Source organism: Frankia sp. AiPa1 (assembly GCF_023243075.1).
In the GTDB taxonomy this organism is placed as follows: Bacteria; Actinomycetota; Actinomycetes; order Frankiales; family Frankiaceae; genus Frankia.
Window position 1 is genome coordinate 225,738 of sequence record NZ_JALKFZ020000002.1, and the last position, 18,363, is coordinate 244,100.

The 18,363-nt window shown below is 72.1% G+C and carries 17 protein-coding genes; 7 read left to right on the forward strand and 10 right to left on the reverse strand.

From position 1 onward, the window contains the following. Window positions 1-21: 21 nt before the first annotated feature. Window positions 22-2,121, reverse strand: coding sequence for an APC family permease (locus MXD95_RS02185; protein WP_250638781.1), 2,100 nt, complete (start codon window positions 2,119-2,121; stop codon window positions 22-24). Window positions 2,122-2,387: 266 nt separating this feature from the next. Here MXD95_RS02185 and MXD95_RS02190 point away from each other — a divergent pair, with 266 nt between their 5' ends. Both MXD95_RS02190 and MXD95_RS02195 read left to right on the forward strand, forming a co-directional pair. Further along, the gene (locus MXD95_RS02190; protein WP_250638782.1) at window positions 2,388-3,050 is read left to right on the forward strand and encodes a potassium channel family protein; all 663 of its coding nucleotides are present in this window, start codon (window positions 2,388-2,390) and stop codon (window positions 3,048-3,050) included. A 53-nt stretch (window positions 3,051-3,103) separates the two neighbouring features. Beyond that, the gene (locus MXD95_RS02195; RefSeq protein ID WP_250638821.1) at window positions 3,104-3,835 is read left to right on the forward strand and encodes a potassium channel family protein; all 732 of its coding nucleotides are present in this window, start codon (window positions 3,104-3,106) and stop codon (window positions 3,833-3,835) included. 10 nt (window positions 3,836-3,845) lie between these two features. Here MXD95_RS02195 and MXD95_RS02200 read toward each other — a convergent pair whose 3' ends face one another. From MXD95_RS02200 to dut, 4 genes are all read right to left on the reverse strand, one after another. Then, complete coding sequence (locus MXD95_RS02200; RefSeq protein WP_250638783.1) at window positions 3,846-4,610, reverse strand: DUF3159 domain-containing protein; 765 nt, start codon at window positions 4,608-4,610, stop codon at window positions 3,846-3,848. Between the two features lie 93 nt (window positions 4,611-4,703). Continuing rightward, the gene (locus MXD95_RS02205) at window positions 4,704-5,090 is read right to left on the reverse strand and encodes an OB-fold nucleic acid binding domain-containing protein (RefSeq protein ID WP_250638784.1); all 387 of its coding nucleotides are present in this window, start codon (window positions 5,088-5,090) and stop codon (window positions 4,704-4,706) included. 183 nt (window positions 5,091-5,273) lie between these two features. Then, the gene (locus MXD95_RS02210) at window positions 5,274-6,008 is read right to left on the reverse strand and encodes a DUF3710 domain-containing protein (protein WP_374121940.1); all 735 of its coding nucleotides are present in this window, start codon (window positions 6,006-6,008) and stop codon (window positions 5,274-5,276) included. Further along, the gene (gene dut, locus MXD95_RS02215; RefSeq protein ID WP_308301429.1) at window positions 5,989-6,615 is read right to left on the reverse strand and encodes a dUTP diphosphatase; all 627 of its coding nucleotides are present in this window, start codon (window positions 6,613-6,615) and stop codon (window positions 5,989-5,991) included. The genes MXD95_RS02210 and dut overlap by 20 nt, the downstream gene beginning before the upstream one ends. Before the next feature lie 572 nt (window positions 6,616-7,187). On the opposite strand from dut, the gene MXD95_RS02220 reads away from it, so the two are divergent. Together MXD95_RS02220 and MXD95_RS02225 are read left to right on the forward strand one after the other, a co-directional pair. Continuing rightward, window positions 7,188-7,496, forward strand: coding sequence for a DUF4235 domain-containing protein (locus tag MXD95_RS02220; RefSeq protein WP_250638785.1), 309 nt, complete (start codon window positions 7,188-7,190; stop codon window positions 7,494-7,496). Between the two features lie 131 nt (window positions 7,497-7,627). After that, window positions 7,628-8,143, forward strand: coding sequence for a gamma carbonic anhydrase family protein (locus tag MXD95_RS02225; protein WP_250638786.1), 516 nt, complete (start codon window positions 7,628-7,630; stop codon window positions 8,141-8,143). On the opposite strand, the gene sigJ is transcribed toward MXD95_RS02225, so the two are convergent. Both sigJ and valS read right to left on the reverse strand, forming a co-directional pair. Continuing rightward, complete coding sequence (sigJ, locus tag MXD95_RS02230) at window positions 8,097-9,131, reverse strand: RNA polymerase sigma factor SigJ (RefSeq protein WP_250638787.1); 1,035 nt, start codon at window positions 9,129-9,131, stop codon at window positions 8,097-8,099. The two genes, MXD95_RS02225 and sigJ, sit on opposite strands and share 47 nt — an antisense overlap. A 344-nt stretch (window positions 9,132-9,475) precedes the next feature. Then, complete coding sequence (gene valS / locus MXD95_RS02235; protein ID WP_250638788.1) at window positions 9,476-12,121, reverse strand: valine--tRNA ligase; 2,646 nt, start codon at window positions 12,119-12,121, stop codon at window positions 9,476-9,478. A gap of 174 nt (window positions 12,122-12,295) precedes the next feature. On the opposite strand from valS, the gene MXD95_RS02240 reads away from it, so the two are divergent. Next, a complete protein-coding gene (locus MXD95_RS02240; RefSeq protein WP_250638789.1) occupies window positions 12,296-13,147 on the forward strand; it encodes an inositol monophosphatase family protein in 852 nt (283 codons plus the stop codon). A gap of 191 nt (window positions 13,148-13,338) precedes the next feature. Here MXD95_RS02240 and MXD95_RS29505 read toward each other — a convergent pair whose 3' ends face one another. Then, on the reverse strand, window positions 13,339-13,671 hold the full coding sequence (locus MXD95_RS29505) for a CoA transferase (protein ID WP_480024027.1): 333 nt from the start codon (window positions 13,669-13,671) through the stop codon (window positions 13,339-13,341). A 317-nt stretch (window positions 13,672-13,988) separates the two neighbouring features. On the opposite strand from MXD95_RS29505, the gene MXD95_RS02250 reads away from it, so the two are divergent. Continuing rightward, window positions 13,989-14,480 (forward strand): MarR family winged helix-turn-helix transcriptional regulator, encoded by a 492-nt coding sequence (locus MXD95_RS02250; RefSeq protein WP_250638790.1) that lies wholly within the window; start codon window positions 13,989-13,991, stop codon window positions 14,478-14,480. 540 nt (window positions 14,481-15,020) lie between these two features. On the opposite strand, the gene MXD95_RS02255 is transcribed toward MXD95_RS02250, so the two are convergent. Then, window positions 15,021-15,197, reverse strand: a complete 177-nt coding sequence (locus tag MXD95_RS02255) for a hypothetical protein (protein WP_250638791.1) — start codon at window positions 15,195-15,197, stop codon at window positions 15,021-15,023. Window positions 15,198-15,348: 151 nt separating this feature from the next. On the opposite strand from MXD95_RS02255, the gene MXD95_RS02260 reads away from it, so the two are divergent. Further along, on the forward strand, window positions 15,349-16,812 hold the full coding sequence (locus MXD95_RS02260; protein WP_250638792.1) for an MFS transporter: 1,464 nt from the start codon (window positions 15,349-15,351) through the stop codon (window positions 16,810-16,812). Between the two features lie 121 nt (window positions 16,813-16,933). On the opposite strand, the gene wecB is transcribed toward MXD95_RS02260, so the two are convergent. Beyond that, on the reverse strand, window positions 16,934-18,319 hold the full coding sequence (gene wecB, locus MXD95_RS02265; RefSeq protein WP_250638793.1) for a non-hydrolyzing UDP-N-acetylglucosamine 2-epimerase: 1,386 nt from the start codon (window positions 18,317-18,319) through the stop codon (window positions 16,934-16,936). Window positions 18,320-18,363: the final 44 nt, after the last annotated feature.

Below are 18,363 nucleotides of genomic sequence, written 5' to 3' on the forward strand. Positions count from 1 at the left end.
TCAGGGCCCGTCGGCCGGGGCTCACTCGTCCTCCGTCGTCGACGAACCGATTCCGGCCGGCGTTCCCGTCCCACCGGACGAGCCGGACGAGCCGGGCGCGCCGGACGGCGCCGACGGCGCGGCGGACGCAGGCAGCGCGGGGGAGGCGGGCTGGCCGCGTCGGACGGCACCGGCGCTGGTCCGCTCAAGCCGTCCCTCGACGCGGCTCGACGAGGCGAGCTGCCAGGGCACGCTGGTGACCATCACCCCGGGCTGGAACAGCAGCCGGGCCTTGAGCCGCAGAGCGCTCTGGTTGTGCAGAAGGTGCTCCCACCAGTGGCCGACGACGTACTCGGGGACGAACACGGAGACGACGTCGCGCGGGCTCTCCCGGCGGATGCGGGCGACGTACTCCAGCACCGGCCGGGTGACCTCACGGTAGGGCGAGGCCAGCACCACGAGGTCGATCGTGATCCCGCGCTCCTGCCAGGCGGCCCGCAGCCGGTCGGCATCGGCCTGGTCAACGGCGACGGTGAGGGCGACCAGGCTGTTCGGCCGGGTCGCCTTGGCGTAGGCGAGCGCCCGCAGCGTCGGCGCATGGATCTTGCTGACCAGGACGACGCCGCGCACCCGCGAGGGCAGGGTCGGCGGGCCGGGCTCGGGGGTGAGTTCGATCGCCACCCGGTCGTAGTGTCCACGGATGCCACGCATCCCCATGAAGATGATCGGGATCGCGAGGCAGACGATCCACGCGCCGTGGGTGAACTTCGTGACCAGCACCAGCACCAGCACCGTGCCGGTGAGGCAGGCACCGAAGAAGTTGATCGTCTGTGACCGGCGGATGCGTCGCCGGGCGACGGGATCGCTGGCCTGCGGGTCGTCCGACCGCAGGATGCGCGCCCAGTGCCGCACCATCCCGGTCTGGCTCAGGGTGAACGAGATGAACACCCCGAGGATGTAGAGCTGGATGAGCTGGGTGACCTGCGCGTGGTAAAGGATGATCAGCAGCGCGGCGAAGCTCGACAGCAGCACGATGCCGTTGGAGTAGGCCAGCCGGTCGCCGCGGGTGTGTAGCTGACGGGGCAGGTAGCCGTCCCGGGCAAGGATGGAGCCCAGCACCGGGAAGCCGTTGAACGCCGTGTTCGCCGCCAGCATCAGGATGAGGGTCGTCACTGCGGCGATGTAGACGAACCCAGGCGAGTCATGGCCGAACACGGCCGCGGCCACCTGGGTGATGACGGTCGGCTGGTCGCCGTGCGCCCCGATGAGGTCGCTGGTGTGCTCGGCGACGTGCACATGCGAGATCATCGCCAGCGCCGTCACGCCGGCGAACATGGTGACCGCGATGACGCCCATCAGAAGCAGCGTCGTCGCGGCGTTGCGGCTCTTCGGCTTACGGAACGCGGGCACGCCGTTGCTGATCGCCTCGACGCCGGTGAGCGCCGTGCAGCCTGAGGCGAACGCCCGCAGCACGAGGAAGGCGAGGGCGAACCCGGCGTAGTTGTGCTCGGCGACCACGTGGTAGCCGGCGCTCTGCGCCCGCGGGGTGTGCCCGGTCGCGGTCTGGATCAGACCAGTGATGATCATGACGAACACGCCGGCGACGAACCCGTAGGTCGGGATGGCGAAGGCCGTACCCGACTCCCGCACCCCGCGCAGGTTCATCATCGTCAGCACCACGACGATGATGACCGCGATGATCACTCGGTACGAGGCGAGGCCGGTCACCGCGGAGGTGAGGTTCGCGACCCCGGCGGACACCGACACGGCGACGGTCAGCACGTAGTCGACCAGCAGGGCACTGGCGACGAGCAGGCCGGCACGCGGACCGAGGTTGACCGAGGCGACCTCGTAGTCGCCGCCGCCACTCGGATAGGCATGGACGTTCTGCCGGTAGGACGCGACCACCGTCAGCATCAGCACGATGACGGCGACCGCCAGCCACGGCGAGACGTGATAGAAGGCCAGCCCGCCCAGCGAGAGCACGAGCAGGATCTCCTCGGTCGCGTACGAGACGGAGGAGAGGGCATCGCTGGCGAACACGGGTAGCGCGACCCGCTTGGACAGCAGGGTCTCGCCGAGCCGGTCGCTACCGATGGGACGACCGACAAAGCCGCGCTTCAGCCGGTCCGTGAGCGCCACGCGGGGGATGCTACCGACGCGACGGACCACACATCACAGTTGTGATGTGCGACACAGAATTGCCGGCCGACGCCGCGAGCGCCGAGGTCAGCCAGGGCGAAACCGGTCTGCCCGTACCACCCGCTGCCGTTGGGCCACCGGTTGGTCACAGTCCGGCCGCTGCCCCCTCGTCGCCTCATGGCCGTCCGCCGAGCATCAGCTCCTATACAGAACGTCTCCGGGATGATTCGCGCCGCGGGGATCGGATGCGGCTACGCTCATCCCTCGTGCATGTCGTGATCCTCGGCTGTGGCCGGGTTGGCTCCGCTCTCGCCCGTGGTGTCGAGCGGCTCGGTCATTCCGTGGCGATCATCGACCAGAACGCGGCCGCCTTCGGCCGCCTGCCCGCCGACTTCACCGGCCAACGGGTGACCGGCATGGGCTTCGACCGGGACACCCTGGTAGAGGCCGGCATCGAGCGGTCGACGGCGTTCGCCGCGGTGTCCAGCGGCGACAACTCGAACATCATCGCAGCCCGGGTCGCCCGGGAGATGTTCGGCGTCGAGCGGGTCGTCGCCCGGATCTACGACCCACGCCGCGCCGAGGTGTACGAACGCCTGGGAATCCCCACCGTCGCGACCGTGCGCTGGACCCGCGACCAGATCCTCGGGCGCCTGCTGCCGGAGGCGGTCACCCCCCAGTGGTCCGACCCGTCCGGCTCGGTGCTGCTCACCGCGGTGCCCCCCGGCCCCGGCTGGGTCGGGCGCAAGGTGCGCGAGCTCGAGGAATCCGCGCGAGTGCGGGTGGTGTGCGTAACCCGGTTCGGCGAGGGTGCCCTGCCCGACGCTCGCACCCTCGTCCAGGACGGCGACGTGCTGCACGTGGCCGTCCCCAAAGCGCACGCCGCCGAGGCCGACGCGGTGCTGCGCCGCGGCCCCGAGGAAGGCTGATCGTGACCGCTCCCGAGGCAGCTACCCCCACCGCCGCCGCGGCCATCCCCGAGATGGCCACCGCCGAGACCACGGTCAGGAGGGCACCCGTCCGGCCGTCCGACCGGCGCGTGGTGATCGCCGGTGCCGGCAAGGTGGGCCGCTCGATCGCCGGCGAGCTCCTGGAGAACGGCGCCGAGGTGCTCATGATCGAACGGGACCCGGCGAAGGTCCGCCTCGACGCCCTGCCCGGCGCCAGCTGGCTGCTCGCCGACGCCTGTGAGCTGGCCCAGCTCGACGCCGCCGGCCTCAACGACTACGCCGTGCTCGTCGCCGCGACCGGGGACGACAAGGTGAACCTGGTCGTCTCGCTGCTGGCGAAGACCGAGTTCGGGATACCACGGGTCGTCGCCCGGGTGAACCATCCCAAGAACGAGTGGCTGTTCACCGACTCGTGGGGTGTGGACGTCGCGGTGTCCGCGCCGCGGCTGCTCACGGCGCTCGTGGAGGAGGCCGTGAGCGTTGGCGACCTGGTCCGGCTGATGCGCTTCCGGCAGAGCGACGCGTCCCTGGTCGAGCTCACCCTCGCCGAGGACGCCCCCCTCACCGGGCGGCGCCTCGGCGAGTTCGAGCTGCCGGCCGACAGTGCCCTGGTGGTGATCCTGCGCGACGGCCGCGCCGTCATCCCCTCCCCGGACGCGACCCTGGAGGCCGGCGACGAGGTACTGGCCGTCGCCACCACCCTCGAGGCCGAGGAGCAGCTCGCCGTCCTGCTCGGCCCGCCGCCGCCGGACTCCGGCACCTGATCAGGCGGGCTCAGGACGGCCAGCCCGGACCCTGCGGTCCGCCCGGCCCGGTCGACGACTCACCACCGTGCCGCTCACCACCGTGCCGCTCACCACCCCGCCGGTCGCTCACGATGACCTCGCCGTCGACGACGGTCGCGTCCGCGGCGGCCGGCGGCGCGGGCGGCAGGGGGGCCAGGCGGCGCACGAGGGCGAAACTCGCCAACACCGCGACGCCGAACAACGGCAGGCCGAGTGCTATGTTCGCCGCCGCGAGCCAACCGTCCTGGTCGGCGAGATAGAGCACACCCTGCACCGCGAAGCGCACCCCGAACACCGCGGCCCAGACGAGCGTCGCCCAGATCGCGGCCCGACGCTGGCGGGAGTCGTCCCGCCAGCCGAGGTAGCGGACGTCGAGGCCGGCCATCAGGTAACCGGCGACCGGCCGGCGCAGCGCCACCGAGGTCAGCGCCACGATCACACCCAGGGCGTTCTTGGCGATGCCGGGCAGGAAGAAGCCCTTCGCGTCCCCCGTGCGGGAGGCGACGAAGGCGGCGAAGGCGACGGCGAACAGGCCGGAGAAGGTCTGCTGCACCGGCTCGTGGCGCGCGAACCGCAGCACGAGCAGGCCAACGGCGGTCAGGACGGCGACCACAATGCCGGCCGTCAGCCCGGCCTGGGCGTTGACCGCCACGAACGCCACGGTGGGCAGAGAGCTGTCGATGATCCCCCGAGGCCCGCCGATGGCCTCGGACAACGTCATCGGCGGGGCGTCGGGAGCAGGCATGCGCGGCATCGTCGGTGGAGGTTCCTGTCGGTCGGTTGGGTCTCCCCGCCGCGCCGGGCTCCGCCGGGCGGGGCGCCCGCGGTGGGACGCCCCGCGCGCGGGTCAGGCGCTGGCGGAGGAGACCGGCAGCAGTTCGTAACGCGGATTGAAGATGGCCGGGCGGCCGTCCGACAACGTCAGACGGCCGGACGCCTTGACCGACGCGCCGGCCCGCAGGCCGGGGATGTCGCGCCGACCGAGGAAGACCAGGGTCACGGTGCCGCTGCCGTCGTACAGATCGACCTCGAGGTTGGGCGCCCCCGAGCCCGCGCGGACCGTCACCGCCTGTATGGTACCCGCGACGCAGATCTCATCACGGTCACGACAGCGACTCATCGGCGCGGCGCCGGCCGCTGCCGCGGCCGCTTGCAGGTCCTCCGCATCCAGCTCGCTGACCCCTGCCGTCAGCTTGTGGAACTTGCGCGCCCACCAACTGCGTGGCTCGCCCACGGCTCCTCCGATCCCGCGCGAGCAGGTCTGCCCGGACACGTCTGTTGCAACGAACGACCGAGGCACAGTGTGCCCCCGCAAAGCCCGTCCGATCGAGTGATCCGGGGCGAAGGGCGACAGCGCGGCACTTTGGCCACGGCGAGCCGTCAGACGGCTACCAGACGTGGTGGGTCGGTGGGAAAGTCAGCGGATCTCGGCGGTACGCACGCCGGGAACGGGCATCTCCGGCCGTCCGCTGGTCGCCGAGGTGGACGCGTCGGGTCCGTCCGGATGATCGGCGACCTCGCGCGGCAGGGTCAGCGGCAGCGGGTCCCGCACCGGCATGGCGTCGTCGCCTCGGGCAACCACCAGCCGGCGCAGTGTCTCCTCGAGCAGGGGTGCCGCCCCGGCATCGCTGCCCGCGGCACCGGTGACCACCACCCGCAGGAACCAGCGGGGACCGTCCATCCCGAGCATGCGGGCGGGGATGGTCTCGCGCGGCCGTCCCGTCGGCAACGGAATCCGCAACTCCCGCCCGAACGAGCCGGCCGACTCGGTCCCGCCGGACGTCTCCACGCCCTCGAGGATCTCGGCGCGCACCTCGTCCCACAGCCCCCGGCTCTTCGGCGCGGCGAACACGGAGAGCTCCATGGCACTGCGCCCGTCGGTGATGACGACCGTGAGCGGCTGCCCCGTCGCCTCGTCCACCTGGAACTGCACCTGAACTCCCGGCAGCGCCGGCAGTCGCAGCGCACCGAGATCGAGCCGGTGCACGCCGTCATCCGGCGACTCGGTGACGTCGTACGGCCCGTCGGGCACGTCGGGAATCGGTTGCCCGGCAGTCGCCGTGGCCCCGTCCTCGCCGGCCTCGAGCCCGGCCCGCGGCGCCCCCTGCGGCAGGTCGTCCAGCTCTGTTTCCCTACGCCGGCGGCCGAACACGTGTGGTCTCCCTTCCTGTCCCCCCGAAACCGCCGGTCGAGCCGAAGCCGCCGACGCCCCGCACCGATGCGGGCAGCTCGTCGACCTCCCGGAAGAGCGCGTGCTCGATCTTCTGCACGACGAGCTGCGCGATCCGGTCTCCGCGGCGCAACGTGATCGATTCGGATCGATCGGTATTGATCAGAACAACCTTTATTTCACCACGGTAACCGGCGTCCACCGTGCCCGGCGCGTTGACCACCGTCACCCCGTGCCGGGCGGCGAGCCCACTGCGCGGATGTACGAACGCCGCGTACCCGGGGGGCAGCGCGATCGCCGTGCCCGTCCCGACCACCGCCCGCTCCCCCGGCCCAAGCGTCACGTCCCGCGCACTGACCAGGTCCGCCCCGGCGTCGGACGGCTGCGCGTACACCGGCCCGGCGAGCTCGGGATCCAGACGGCGCACCAGCACCTCCACCCGTTCCATCCCGGTCTCCGCCCATCCGGGCCGCGCCGCCGTGCCGTCCGCCCCTCGGGCAGTCACACCCGGCCCCTCCATCCGCCCGGAAGGTGCCGTATCCCCCACCCGTCCGGGCGGGTCGGCGACGATCGGATCGGTGGCGGTCATACTTCTCCTACCTGGCGGACAAGGCGCTGGCTGGCACGGGACGGCGGGCGCTGGACGGCGGGCACTGGACGCCCGACCGAGCTCGGCTGGCACGGATGGTGGGACGTACCACGATCTGCACCCTAGGCCCATCCTCCGCCGCGCTCCCGCCCGGCCATGTCCCAGCTCCCCGCCATCCCCCCGGCTGGCCGGCCCGTCCACCGACCAGGGCCCGCGCAGGGCTTTCGACACCAGAAGGAACCCTCCGTGACAGCACCACGGGTGCCATGATCCAAACGGGTCGCCATGGGGGCCTTGGTGTCCGATCCGTCCCCCCAGAGGGACCCCCATAGGCGGATCTTGCTCGGCGAACCACACGAAGGGTGACGCGATCGTGAGATTCGGTGACCGCCGCGAGGGCCGGGGCGCCGAATACCGGCGTGTCGGCGCCGATGTGCACCGATGATGATGGTGACGGCCGACGCGCGGACGCGCGCAGCCGGGTGCGCGGGTCCGGAGTAAGCGGCGGCGTTCGGGAAAGGACAGCACGGGCGGGCCGACCTGGGCCGCTCTGCGACGGGAGGGATGTTGGGGTGGCGAAGGCGGCATCGAAACTGGGATGGAAGGTCGTCGGCGGTGCGGCGACGGCGCTCGCCGGGACAGCGGCCAGCCGCGGCGTGACGCTCGCGTACAAGAAGGTGCGCCGGACCAACCCACCGGTGAACCCGGCCGATCCGGACACGGCGCTGGCCGAGGCCATCCTCTGGGCGGCGATCTCGGGCCTGGCGATCGGCCTCGGGCGGCTCGCCGCCGAGCGGGCCGCGGCGCGTACCTGGGCCCGGGCCACGGGCTCCCCGCCGCCCGGCATGCTCAGGACCGAGCTGGCCACCGACAGAGCCTGACGACCTCGGCTCCGTCCCCCAGCCGGCCGGCCGTCTCCCCGGCAGGCGGCGTCCGCCCGGCCGAATGGGCAGGATGGACGGGTTGGGCCGGACCTTCGGCTGGGCCGGACCCCTGAGTGCTGGGAGCTCGCGTGGCTGTGTACGCCCTGGGAGACGCTGTCCCGACCATCGACCCGACGGCCTACGTCCATCCGGAGGCCACCGTCATCGGCGCGGTGACGATCGGGCCGGAATCGACGGTGTGGCCGGCGGCGGTGCTGCGCGGCGACTACGGCACCATCACCATCGGCGCCCGGACGTCCATCCAGGATGGCACGGTGGTGCACACGACCGCCGAGTCTCCGACGGTCATCGGGGACGACTGCACCGTCGGTCACCTCGCCCATCTGGAGGGATGCATCGTCGAGGACGGCGCTCTGGTCGGGTCCGGGTCGATCGTGCTGCACCGGGTCCGGATCGGACGGGGTTCGCTGGTCGGCGCGGGCGCCGTCGTCGTCGGCGGCACGCAGGTGCCCCCCGGCTCGCGGGCGTTCGGCGTCCCCGCGAAGGTGGTCGCGGGCAACGACTCGACGGGCCAGGTCCTCGCGGCCTCCTTCTACGTCACCAACGGCCGCCGCTACCGCCAGGATCTGCGCCGCCTCGACTGAGGTGGCGCAACTTCTCGGGGTTCACCACGATGTTGACCTCGGTGATCCGGCCGGCCACGACGTGCAGGCTCGCGATGGTGCGCAGCTTGTGACCGTCGTGGCAGGCGAAACCGGGCTCGCCGTTGACGTCGACGGCCCGGGTCCAGGCATCCGGACCGGCTTCACGCAGGCCCTTCTCGATGATGCCGATCAGGAAGCGGGCGGCCCGGTCGGCGCCGGTGACGGGACGGCGGGCGGCGCGGGCCAGCCCGCCGCCGTCGGAGCGGACGACGACATCCGGGTCGAGCAGGGCGGTGAGCCCGGCAAGGTCACCGCCGGCCGCCGCGGCCAGGAAGGCCTCGGCAACCTGGCGGCGCAGCCCCGGATCAGGCTCGAAGCGCACCGACCGGTCCCGGACGTGCCGGCGGGCCCGGCTGGCGAGCTGGCGGGCCGCGGCCTGGGTGCGCCCGGTCGCGGCGGCGATCTCGGCGAAGTCGTAGTCGAACACGTCATGCAGGATGAACGCGGTCCGTTCCGCGGGGCTCAGCGCCTCCAGCACCACCATCATCGCCATGCTCACCGACTCGGCGAGGGTCACCCGGTCCGCCGGATCCGGCTGCCCGCCCGCCGCGTCCGTCCCCGCGTACCCGTCCCCGCCACCACCGACCGAGCCATCGAACGCGGCGGCGCCGGGCCAACGGACCAAGGGCTCGGGCAGCCAGGGCCCGATGTATCCCTCCCGCCGGGCCCGGGCCGAGCGCAGCTGATCGAGACACAGCCGCGAGACCACGACCGTCAGCCACGCTCGCAGATCGTCGATCTCACCCGCGTCGACGCGTTCCAGCCGTAGCCATGCCTCCTGCACGACGTCCTCGGCGTCGGACAGCGACCCGAGCAGCCGGTACGCCACCCCCCGCAGATGCCCCCGCTCCCGTTCAAACGCCGCCGCCAGCGGCAGCGCGTTGATGGCCGGCCCGTCATCGACTGGCCAGTTCTCGACCGGCGTCATCGCCACCTCCAGCGCCCTCGACAGCCATCCTGCCCACCAGACGGGCCAGGTGCCCCCGACGTGACACGGGCCGCGCTCAGCGCACCCGCAGGGCACCCAGCAGGTCGATGATCCCGGGTCGGCGGGAGACGTCCTTGGTCAGTGCCCACTGCGCCAGGCGGCGCAGCGGGGGGTCCATGGCGTCCCGACCGTGCTCCCCACGGACAGAAGATGCGAACCAGGCAGAGCACCCCAACCCGGTGTTCCGCGGAACCGCCAGGCAATCATGGTGTTCCGCGGAACCGCCGCGCCGCCGCCTGACGGCGAGCGGCGAGACCGTGGCGGGTCGGAAGCGGTCCTCGGCCTCAGGCGAGGGTGACGTCGACGGTGAGGTTGCCGGTGGTGGGGGTGAGGGTGAGCTCGCGGATGCCGCCGGCACTGCGCAGGTCGGCGGCGGCGGCCTCGACGAGGGCGATGACGTCAGGGTCACCGGCGACGCGGGCCTCGGTGACCTCGGCCTTCATCGAGACCTTCGCCGTGGACTTGGCCTTGCGCACGCCGGCCAGGGCCATGCCGACCGCGTCGAGCAGGTCGGCACGGCCGGAGTCGGCGAGCTTGCGGATCTCCGCCGCGTCCGGCCAGGGTGAGCGGTGCACCGAGCCGGCCTGCCACCAGGACCAGACCTCCTCGGTGACGAACGGCAGCACCGGGGCGAACAGCCGCAGCAGCGCCGAGAGCGCCACCGTCAGCGTGGCCTGCGCGGATGCGGCGCCGGCCGGACCGAACGAGCCGTAGGCCCGGCCCTTGACGAGCTCGACGTAGTCGTCGCAGAACCGCCAGAAGAACGACTCGGTGAGCTCCAGGGACCGCGCGTAGTCGTAGCCGTCGAGCGCGACGGTCGCGGCATCGACCACGTCGGCGAGCGCGGCGAGCAGTGCCCGATCCACCGGCTCGACCACCACGGCCGGCAGGCCGGCGTCCCCGGCCCCAGCCCCGGCAGTGCCGGACTCAGCGGCACCAGCGCCGGCATCGGCATCGGCATCGGCCTGCGCGGTGAGCCCCAGGGCGAAGCGGCTGGCGTTGAGGATCTTGATGGCGAGGCGGCGGCCGTTCTTCATCTGGCCGACGTCGTAGGCGGTGTCGGTGCCGGGACGGCCGGAGGCGGCCCAGTAGCGGACGGCGTCCGAGCCGAGTTCCCGCAGGGTGGCCAGCGGCGTGACCACATTGCCCTTGGACTTCGACATCTTCTTGCGGTCCGGGTCGAGGATCCAGCCCGAGATCGCCGCGTTCGACCAGGGCAGCACCCCGAACTCGGCCTCTGAGCGCACGACCGTCGAGAACAGCCAGGTGCGGATGATCTCGTGTGCCTGGGGCCGCAGGTCCATCGGGAAGACCCGGGCGAACAGGTCCGGGTCGCTCTCCCAGCCGGCGGCGATCAGCGGGGTGAGCGAGGACGTCGCCCAGGTGTCCATCACGTCCGGATCGGCGGCGAACCCGCCGGCCACGCCCCGCTGCGCCTCGGTGTAACCGGGCGGGGTGTCGCTGGACGGATCAATGGGCAGCGACGCCTCGTCGGGGACGATCGGCGCGTCGTGGCGCGGGGCGCCCATCTCGTCCAACGGGTACCAGACGGGGAACGGAACGCCGAAGAAGCGCTGGCGGCTGATCAGCCAGTCGCCGTTGAGGCCGTCCACCCAGTTCTCGTACCGCACCCGCATGTACTCGGGATGCCAGCGCAGTTCCTGGCCCCGCCCGCGCAGCCGCGCGCGCAGCGCCTCGTCCCGCCCGCCGTTGCGGATGTACCACTGGCGGGTGGTGACGATCTCGAGTGGGCGGTCGCCCTTCTCGTAGAACTTCACCTGATGGCTGATCGGCCGCGGCTCGCCGCGCAGCGCACCGGACTCGGTGAGCAGCTCGACGATGCGCGTGCGGGCGCTGTGCACGGTCTTGCCGGCAAGCTCGGCGTAGTGCGCCTGCCCGGCGGACGAGGTGACGGCCTGCGGCGCGTCGGGGACGAGCCGACCATCGCGGCCGACGACGGCGCGGCTCGGCAGCCGCAGCTCCCGCCACCAGATGACGTCGGTGAGGTCACCGAACGTACAGATCATGGCGATGCCGGAGCCCTTCTCGGGGTCGGCGAGCCGGTGGGCGACCACCGGCACCTCGACCTCGAACAGGGGCGTGCGCACCGTCGACCCGAACAGCGCCTGGTAGCGCGGATCGTCCGGATGCGCCACCAGCGCCACGCACGCCGCCAGCAGTTCCGGCCGGGTCGTCTCGATGATCACAGGCTCGGACTCGGTGTCCGACCGGGGGAACGCCAGCGTGTGGTAGGCGCCGGGACGCTCCCGGTCCTCCAGCTCCGCCTGCGCGACCGCCGTACGGAACGTGACGTCCCACAGCGTCGGTGCCTCGGCGAGGTAGGCCTCCCCACGGGCGAGGTTGCGCAGGAACGCCCGCTGCGCGACGGCACGCGAGCGCCCGTCGATGGTGGCGTACGTCCGCGACCAGTCGACCGACAGGCCGAGCCGGCGCCAGAGCTCCTCGAAGCCCTTCTCGTCCTCGAGGGTGAGCCGCTCGCACAGCTCGACGAAGTTACGCCGCGAGATCGGCAGCTGGTCCTTGCCGGGCTTCGCCGGCGGGGTGAACCGCGGGTCGTATGGCAGCGAGGGGTCGCAGCGCACGCCGAAGAAGTTCTGCACCCGGCGTTCGGTCGGCAGGCCGTTGTCGTCGAACCCCATCGGGTAGAAGACCTCACGGCCGCGCATCCGCTGGTACCGGGCGACGACGTCGGTGTGCGTGTAGGAGAAGACGTGGCCTACGTGCAGCGACCCGGAGACGGTCGGCGGTGGGGTGTCAATGGAGTACACCCGGGCACGCTCGGCCGTGCGGTCGAAGGCGTACGTGCCCTCGTCCTGCCATACGGCCGACCAGCGCGCCTCGATGCCGTCGAGGGTGGGCTTCGCGGGCACCCCGCGGGTCGATCGATCCGTATCGTCAGCTGCAACCACGCCATCGATCCTACGGGCCCGCCGATCGTTCCCGATCCCCACCACCCGCCGCGCCCCATCCGCGTGACGTGTCCACGGTTCGCCCGACTGCAGGGCCGAGCGGAAGGCTTTGGCAGGATGGGCGTACCCGACCCTCACCTGCCCCGAACTCCCGAGTGCATGGAGCGCCGCCCGATGAGCGACCTGCCCGATCCGGACGCCCTGCTCGATGTCGCGCTGACGATCGCCCGCGAGGCGGGGGAGCTGCTGGCCCGGGGCCGCGAGGGTGAGGTCGCCACCGAGTCGACGAAGTCCTCCCCCACCGACGTCGTCACCGCCCTCGACCGGGCGTCCGAGGCGCTGGTCGCCCGCCGGCTCGGTGAGCTGCGTCCCGGGGACGGCCTGCTCGGCGAGGAGGGGTCCGACTCCACCGGCTCCACCGGGGTGCGCTGGATCGTCGACCCGCTCGACGGCACCGTCAACTTCCTCTACCGCCTGCCGAACTGGGCGGTCTCGATCGCCGCGGAGGTCGGCGGCGAGATCGTCGCCGGCGTCGTGCACGCCCCGGCGATGGGTCAGGCGGGAGTCACGTTCACCGCCACGCGCGGCGGGGGCGCCTTGCGCCACGACGGCGCCTTCCAGGACGACGGCGCGCGCGGGGACGGCGCCGCGCTGTCCGGATCGACCGAGACGGAGCTCGCGCGTGCCCTGGTGGCGACCGGGTTCGGCTACACCGTCGCCCGCCGCACCGCCCAGGTCGCCGTGCTCACCCGGGTGATTCCGCGGGTCCGCGACATCCGCCGGATGGGCGCGGCGTCGTTGGACCTGTGCGCCGCCGCCGAGGGCGTCCTCGACGCCTACTACGAACGCGGTCTGAAGCCCTGGGACCACGCCGCCGGCGGGCTGGTCGCCGCCGAGGCGGGGCTGCGCGTCAGCGACCTGCGTGGCGGTCCCGCCAGCGAGGATCTCACCGTCGCCGCGCCCCCGGCCCTGTACGCCCAGCTCGTCGCCCTGCTCGCCGAGGACCCCGCCGCCGACCGCGGCTGACGGGGCAACCGATGCCGAGCTGGCGGGCTCGGACCCAGGCGTCGGTCAGGGCGACCGTGGCGACGTCATGGTCTCCGTGGCCGATCACGGCGAGACCCAGCGCACCCTCGGCGTATGGGTCGAGCAGGTCGATGCCGTACGGACCGACCTCGGCACGCAACCGGGCCACCCGCCGCTCGCACAACGCCCGGTCACCGCGCGCCGCGTCGATCCGGGCGAGCAGCACCAGGCTGGTCGAGGTCGAGCAGAGTATGCCCGGCGACAGTGCGAACCTGCTGGTGGGCAACGGGGTCAGCGGCGGCGAGGGATGCGGCGACCTGCTCGTCCGGGCCGATGGCCCGCAGTGGATCACCGTCAGGGTGCTCTACCTTGATCACATCAGCGCCGTAGTCCCCGAGCAGGCGGGCCGCGAACGGCCCGGCGAACAGGGTGGCGACGTCCACGACCCGCAGGCCCGCGAGCGGCCCGCGCAGTGAGTGCGGAGCAGGAGACACCGGAGCTACCCCTCCCCTCGTGAGAACCATGGCTCCAGATAGTACACATGGCGAACATCTTTACTGGGAAGCAAGTCGCGCCTGCCGATCTGTTCGCGGAGGGCTGGAACGTCGATCCACTATCACTATCCGTGAGCTTATTCGGTGGGTGTCGGGGGTACGGCCAGCGCTGATAGGCGATAAGTTGCCCCCCTTCAGCTACAACCGGTGGCTTGTGCTCCGACTGACGGTGCAGACAGTGGTGATCGTCACCTTTGGGGGAGGGTCTCATTCGGCGATCTCCGGGTGTTCCACAGCCCCCTGGCACCCCAGTTTAAGAACCCGAGCTGATAAGCTATGCTGACAATATGAGCGACGGGCTTGGTGACGATGGACTTGGTGACGAGGACCTCGAGTCCCTCGGTGACTCGCTCGCCAGCGAGGTGCGGGTGGCGGTCGGGCGGCTGGCTCGCCGGCTGCGCCAGGAGCGCCCCGCCCACGAGCTCGGGCTGACCCAGATGTCGGTGCTCTCCCGGCTCCATCGGCTCGGCCCGACCAGTCCCAAGAGCCTCGCAGCCGCGGAGGGGGTGCAGCCGCAGACGATGACGCGCACCCTCGCCGCGCTGGAGGACTCCGGGCTCGTGGCCCGCGCAGGCCACCCCACGGACGGCCGCCAGCTGATCATCTCGATCACCGGTGCCGGCCGTGAGCTGCTGCGCTCCGACCGACGCCAACGGGACGCCTGGCTCGCCCAGGTGATCGACAAACGGCTGTCCCCGCTGGAACAGGACCTCCTGCGGGTGTCGGCGCGGCTGCTGTCCCTGCTGGCCGAGCCCGACCCCTCCATCCTCGACGACTGACGTCCACAACAACCCTCAGGACCACCGACGTCCAGGACCGCCAACGTCTGGGACGGCTGTCAGGACCACCAACGTCCAGGACGGCTGTCAGGACCACCGAGCTCTGGGACGGCTGCCGTCCAGGACGCCTGGTCGGGACGACCGGCGTCCGGGACCTGTGCTCGGTTGCGAACAGGGGGCGGCGTGGAACCGCGCAAGCCCCACCCATCACAATCTGCGACGACCAAGGAGGCTGCCGGGTGGCCGTGGTCCCTCTGCTGGTCCTTCTGTACGGGCAAATCAGACACGAAACCGTATAGAAGGACCACAGAGATCGACTTGGCGCGTAAGGCCTTCCCAATTCGGCTACTTATCGTGACCTGCGGGAGGGCTGGGGCGGCGGTGATCCGGGCCAGAGCTCCCCACGGCTGTGATCGCGACCGGGCACGCACCCCAGGACAGATCGCGACCGGATACGCGCCCCAGGACACCGGACACATGCACCAAGACAGCTGTCAGGACGACTGAATCTCTGGACGACTGGCGTCCGGACGGTCAGCGTCATGGACCGCCGAACCACCCCTGTGCCGGGAGGTCGGACACGACCATGAGAAACACCGGGACTCGGACAGTCCCCATCCCCGCCCCCAACTTTCCCTCCGCCAACTCGACCTCGACCACCCCTACTTCGACCGCCGCCGCCTCCGCGGCTCCCCCGTTGACATCGGCGTCGACCATCACCGCCCCTGCCGCAATCGCCTCTGCCACTGTCGCCCCGGCCCCGGCCCCGGCCCTGGCCCCCGCCTCCGACTCGGCCCCGGCTTCCGGTTCGGCCCCGCCGCGAGTGGGGGGGCCGGGGCGGGACGGGGGGCGGGCGGAGCGTCCGCCGGTGCGGTTGCTGTTGCCGGTTGTGCTGGGGACGCTGCTCAACGCGCTCAACTCGTCCATGATTGCCGTGGCGCTGGTCGCGATCGGGGGGCATTTCGACGCCGGCGCCTCCGTGGTCTGGCTGGTCTCGGGGCTCTACCTGGCCAATGCGGTGGCCCAGCCGACGATGGGACGCCTCGCCGACCAGTTCGGCCCCCGCCGCATCTTCTGCGTCGGCCTGATTATGATCATGGTGGCGGCGGTGGCCGCGCCGTTCGCGCCGACGCTCGGCTACCTGCTGGCCGCGCGGGTGCTGCTGGGCGTGGGCACGTCGGCGGCCTACCCGGCAGGTATCGCGCTGGTGCGGGACTGGGCCGACCGGACGGGGCCGCGGGCAAGCTCCGCGCCGGCGCTGGGCGCGATCTCGGCCGCGTCCCAGGTGGCCGTGGCCCTCGGGCCGCCACTGGGCGGCGTGCTCGTCGTGCTCGCCGGCTGGCGGTCGATCTTCTGGGTGAACCTGCCCGTCGCGGCGCTCGCGCTGGTCCTCACGCTGCGTCGGGTCCGCCGGGACGCGCCGGTGCGCACGTCCGCCCGGTCAGCGCTGCGGGCGATGGACCCGGTCGGCATCGTCCTGTTCGCCGCCGCCATGATCTTCCTGCTGCTGTTCCTGTTCTCCGTCGCGGGCGGGGCCGCTTGGCCCGACCTGGCCGCGGCGGTGGTGCTCGCCGCGGTCCTCGTCGGCTGGGAGCGTCGCTCGTCCAGCCCGTTCGTCGACGTGCGGATGCTCGCGTCCAACCGGCCGTTGACGGCGACGTACGTGCGCTGCGCGGTGACCTACGTGGTGTTCTACTCGGTGTTCTACGGGCTGCCGCAGTGGCTGGAGCAGAGCCGGGGGATGAGCAGCGCCCAGGCTGGGCTGGTCGTGCTGCCCGTCGCCTGCTTCGGGGTGGCGGCGACCGTGGTCGCGACCCGGATGTCCCGGTCGGGTGGTATCCGCCGGCTGCTCGTCCTCGGCTCGGTCGGCCTGTTGGCCGGCAGCCTCGCCCTGCTCGGCCTCGGCGCAACGACGCCGGTGATCGTGCTGCTACTCGTCGCCGCCGTGCTCGGGCTGCCCAACGGCTTCAACAACATGGGCAACCAGACGGCCATGTACGCGGCGGCGCAGCCGGAACGGCTGGGGACCGCCTCTGGTCTCTACCGCACGTCCCAGTACGTGGGGGCGAACCTCGCCGCCGCGCTCGTCGGCCTCACCCTCGGCGACCAGGCCGACAGCGGTGGGCTGCACCACCTGGCCACCGTTATCGCCGTGATCAGCCTGCTGCTGGTGATCGCCGCCGCCCTGCCGACCCGGCGCGTCCTTCACCGCGCCACCGACCCCCACCAGACCCCATCCGAACCTGCCTCGTCCGAACCTGCTTCGTCCGAACCTGCCTCGGCTGGACGTGTTCCGGCCGGGCGCGTCCCCGAACGGAAGGAACCCGCATGACCGTGACCGACCTGAGCGCGGACGTCGCGCTCGTCGTCATCGACCTCACCCACCTGGCGAAGGTGCTCCACGGCGGCTCCCCGCACCGCACGATGCCCGAGCACAGCCACGACCGGGCGGTTCAGTGGCTTTCGGCCGGGGCGGGAGTGGTGGGGCCGGTGGGCAGGTGGGGGTCGTCATACCAGACGGTGCGACGGACGTGATCGACGTAGCTGACGATGATGTGGACGACTCGGCGGGAGACGTCGTCGGCGGCGTAGTCGGCGACGATCCGCGGTCGGCGGTCGCTCTCGGCCTCGCGGATGACGAGCTCGACCGCCGTGCGGATCCGATCCGGGTGCAGCACGCTGGACACGAGCACGCCGCGGTCCATCCCCTCGGGGCGCTCGTGGGCATCCCGCACGAGCACGGCGGGAAACCCGATCAGCGAGGCCTCCTCGGTCAGCGCGGCGCTGTCGGACAGCACGCACAGCGCGGCCCGTTGCAGCGCGATGTAGTCGCAGAAGCCGAACGGCCGGCAGAACCGGACCCGTTCGTCGACCAGCGGGGCCCGTCCGGCGCGGCGCAGCTCGGCGAGCCGGTCACGGGTCCGGGGATGCGTCGAAACGATCACAGGCAGCCGGTAGCGGACGGCGAGGCGGTTGAGCGTCTCCACCAGGGCCCGCAGCGCCTCGGGCCGGTTGGTGTTCTCCTCCCGGTGGATGCTGGCCACCAGATATCTTCCCGCCTGTACACCGAGCGTGGCGAGCGCGGACGAGGTGTCCACCAGCGGCGCGTAGTGGGTGAGCACCTCGCGCACCGGCGATCCGATGACGAAGATCCGGTCCCCCGGGCGGCCCTCGGCGAGCAGATGGCCGCGGGCCCGCTCGGTCGCGGCGAGGTGGACGTCGCTGAGCTGGTCGGCGACCCGGCGGTTGAGCTCCTCGGGGACCCGCTCGTCGAAGCAGCGGTTGCCGGCCTCGAGGTGGAAGACGACGATCCGGCGGCGCTTGGCGGCGATCGCCGCGTAGCAGGTGTTGGTGTCGCCGTAGATGAGCACGGCGTCGGGCGCCTCTGCGGCCAGAATCGGATCGATGCGGGCGATGAGCCGACTGATGGTCTCCGCGGGAGTGGCGCCCGCGGCGTCGAGGGTGTGATCGGGGCGGCGTACGCCCAGCTCGTCGAAGAAGATCTGCGAGAGCTCGTGGTCGTAGTTCTGTCCGGTATGCACGAGGCGCAGGTCCACGGCACGGTCGAGGGCGGCGAGCACTCGGGAGAGCTTGACCACCTCGGGCCGGGTGCCAACCAGGGCCAGCACCTTCAGCCGCCGCTCGAGCGGGCCGGACGCCTTCGGGAAGGCCGCCGCCGGCCGTGCCACGCCCGCCGGCGCGCGCCGAGGCCGGGGGCCGCTGGGCTGGGGCACCAGCGGCCCGGACCGTCCACTCGGTGGCATGGAGGGCACGGTGGGCACCGAGGGCCCGCGCTGCTCCGACGTCTCAGTCGCCAGTTCCGACGTCTCCCTGGGCATATGGACTCCCCCCGGCGCGCACAGCTCTGGCTGGACGCACGGAT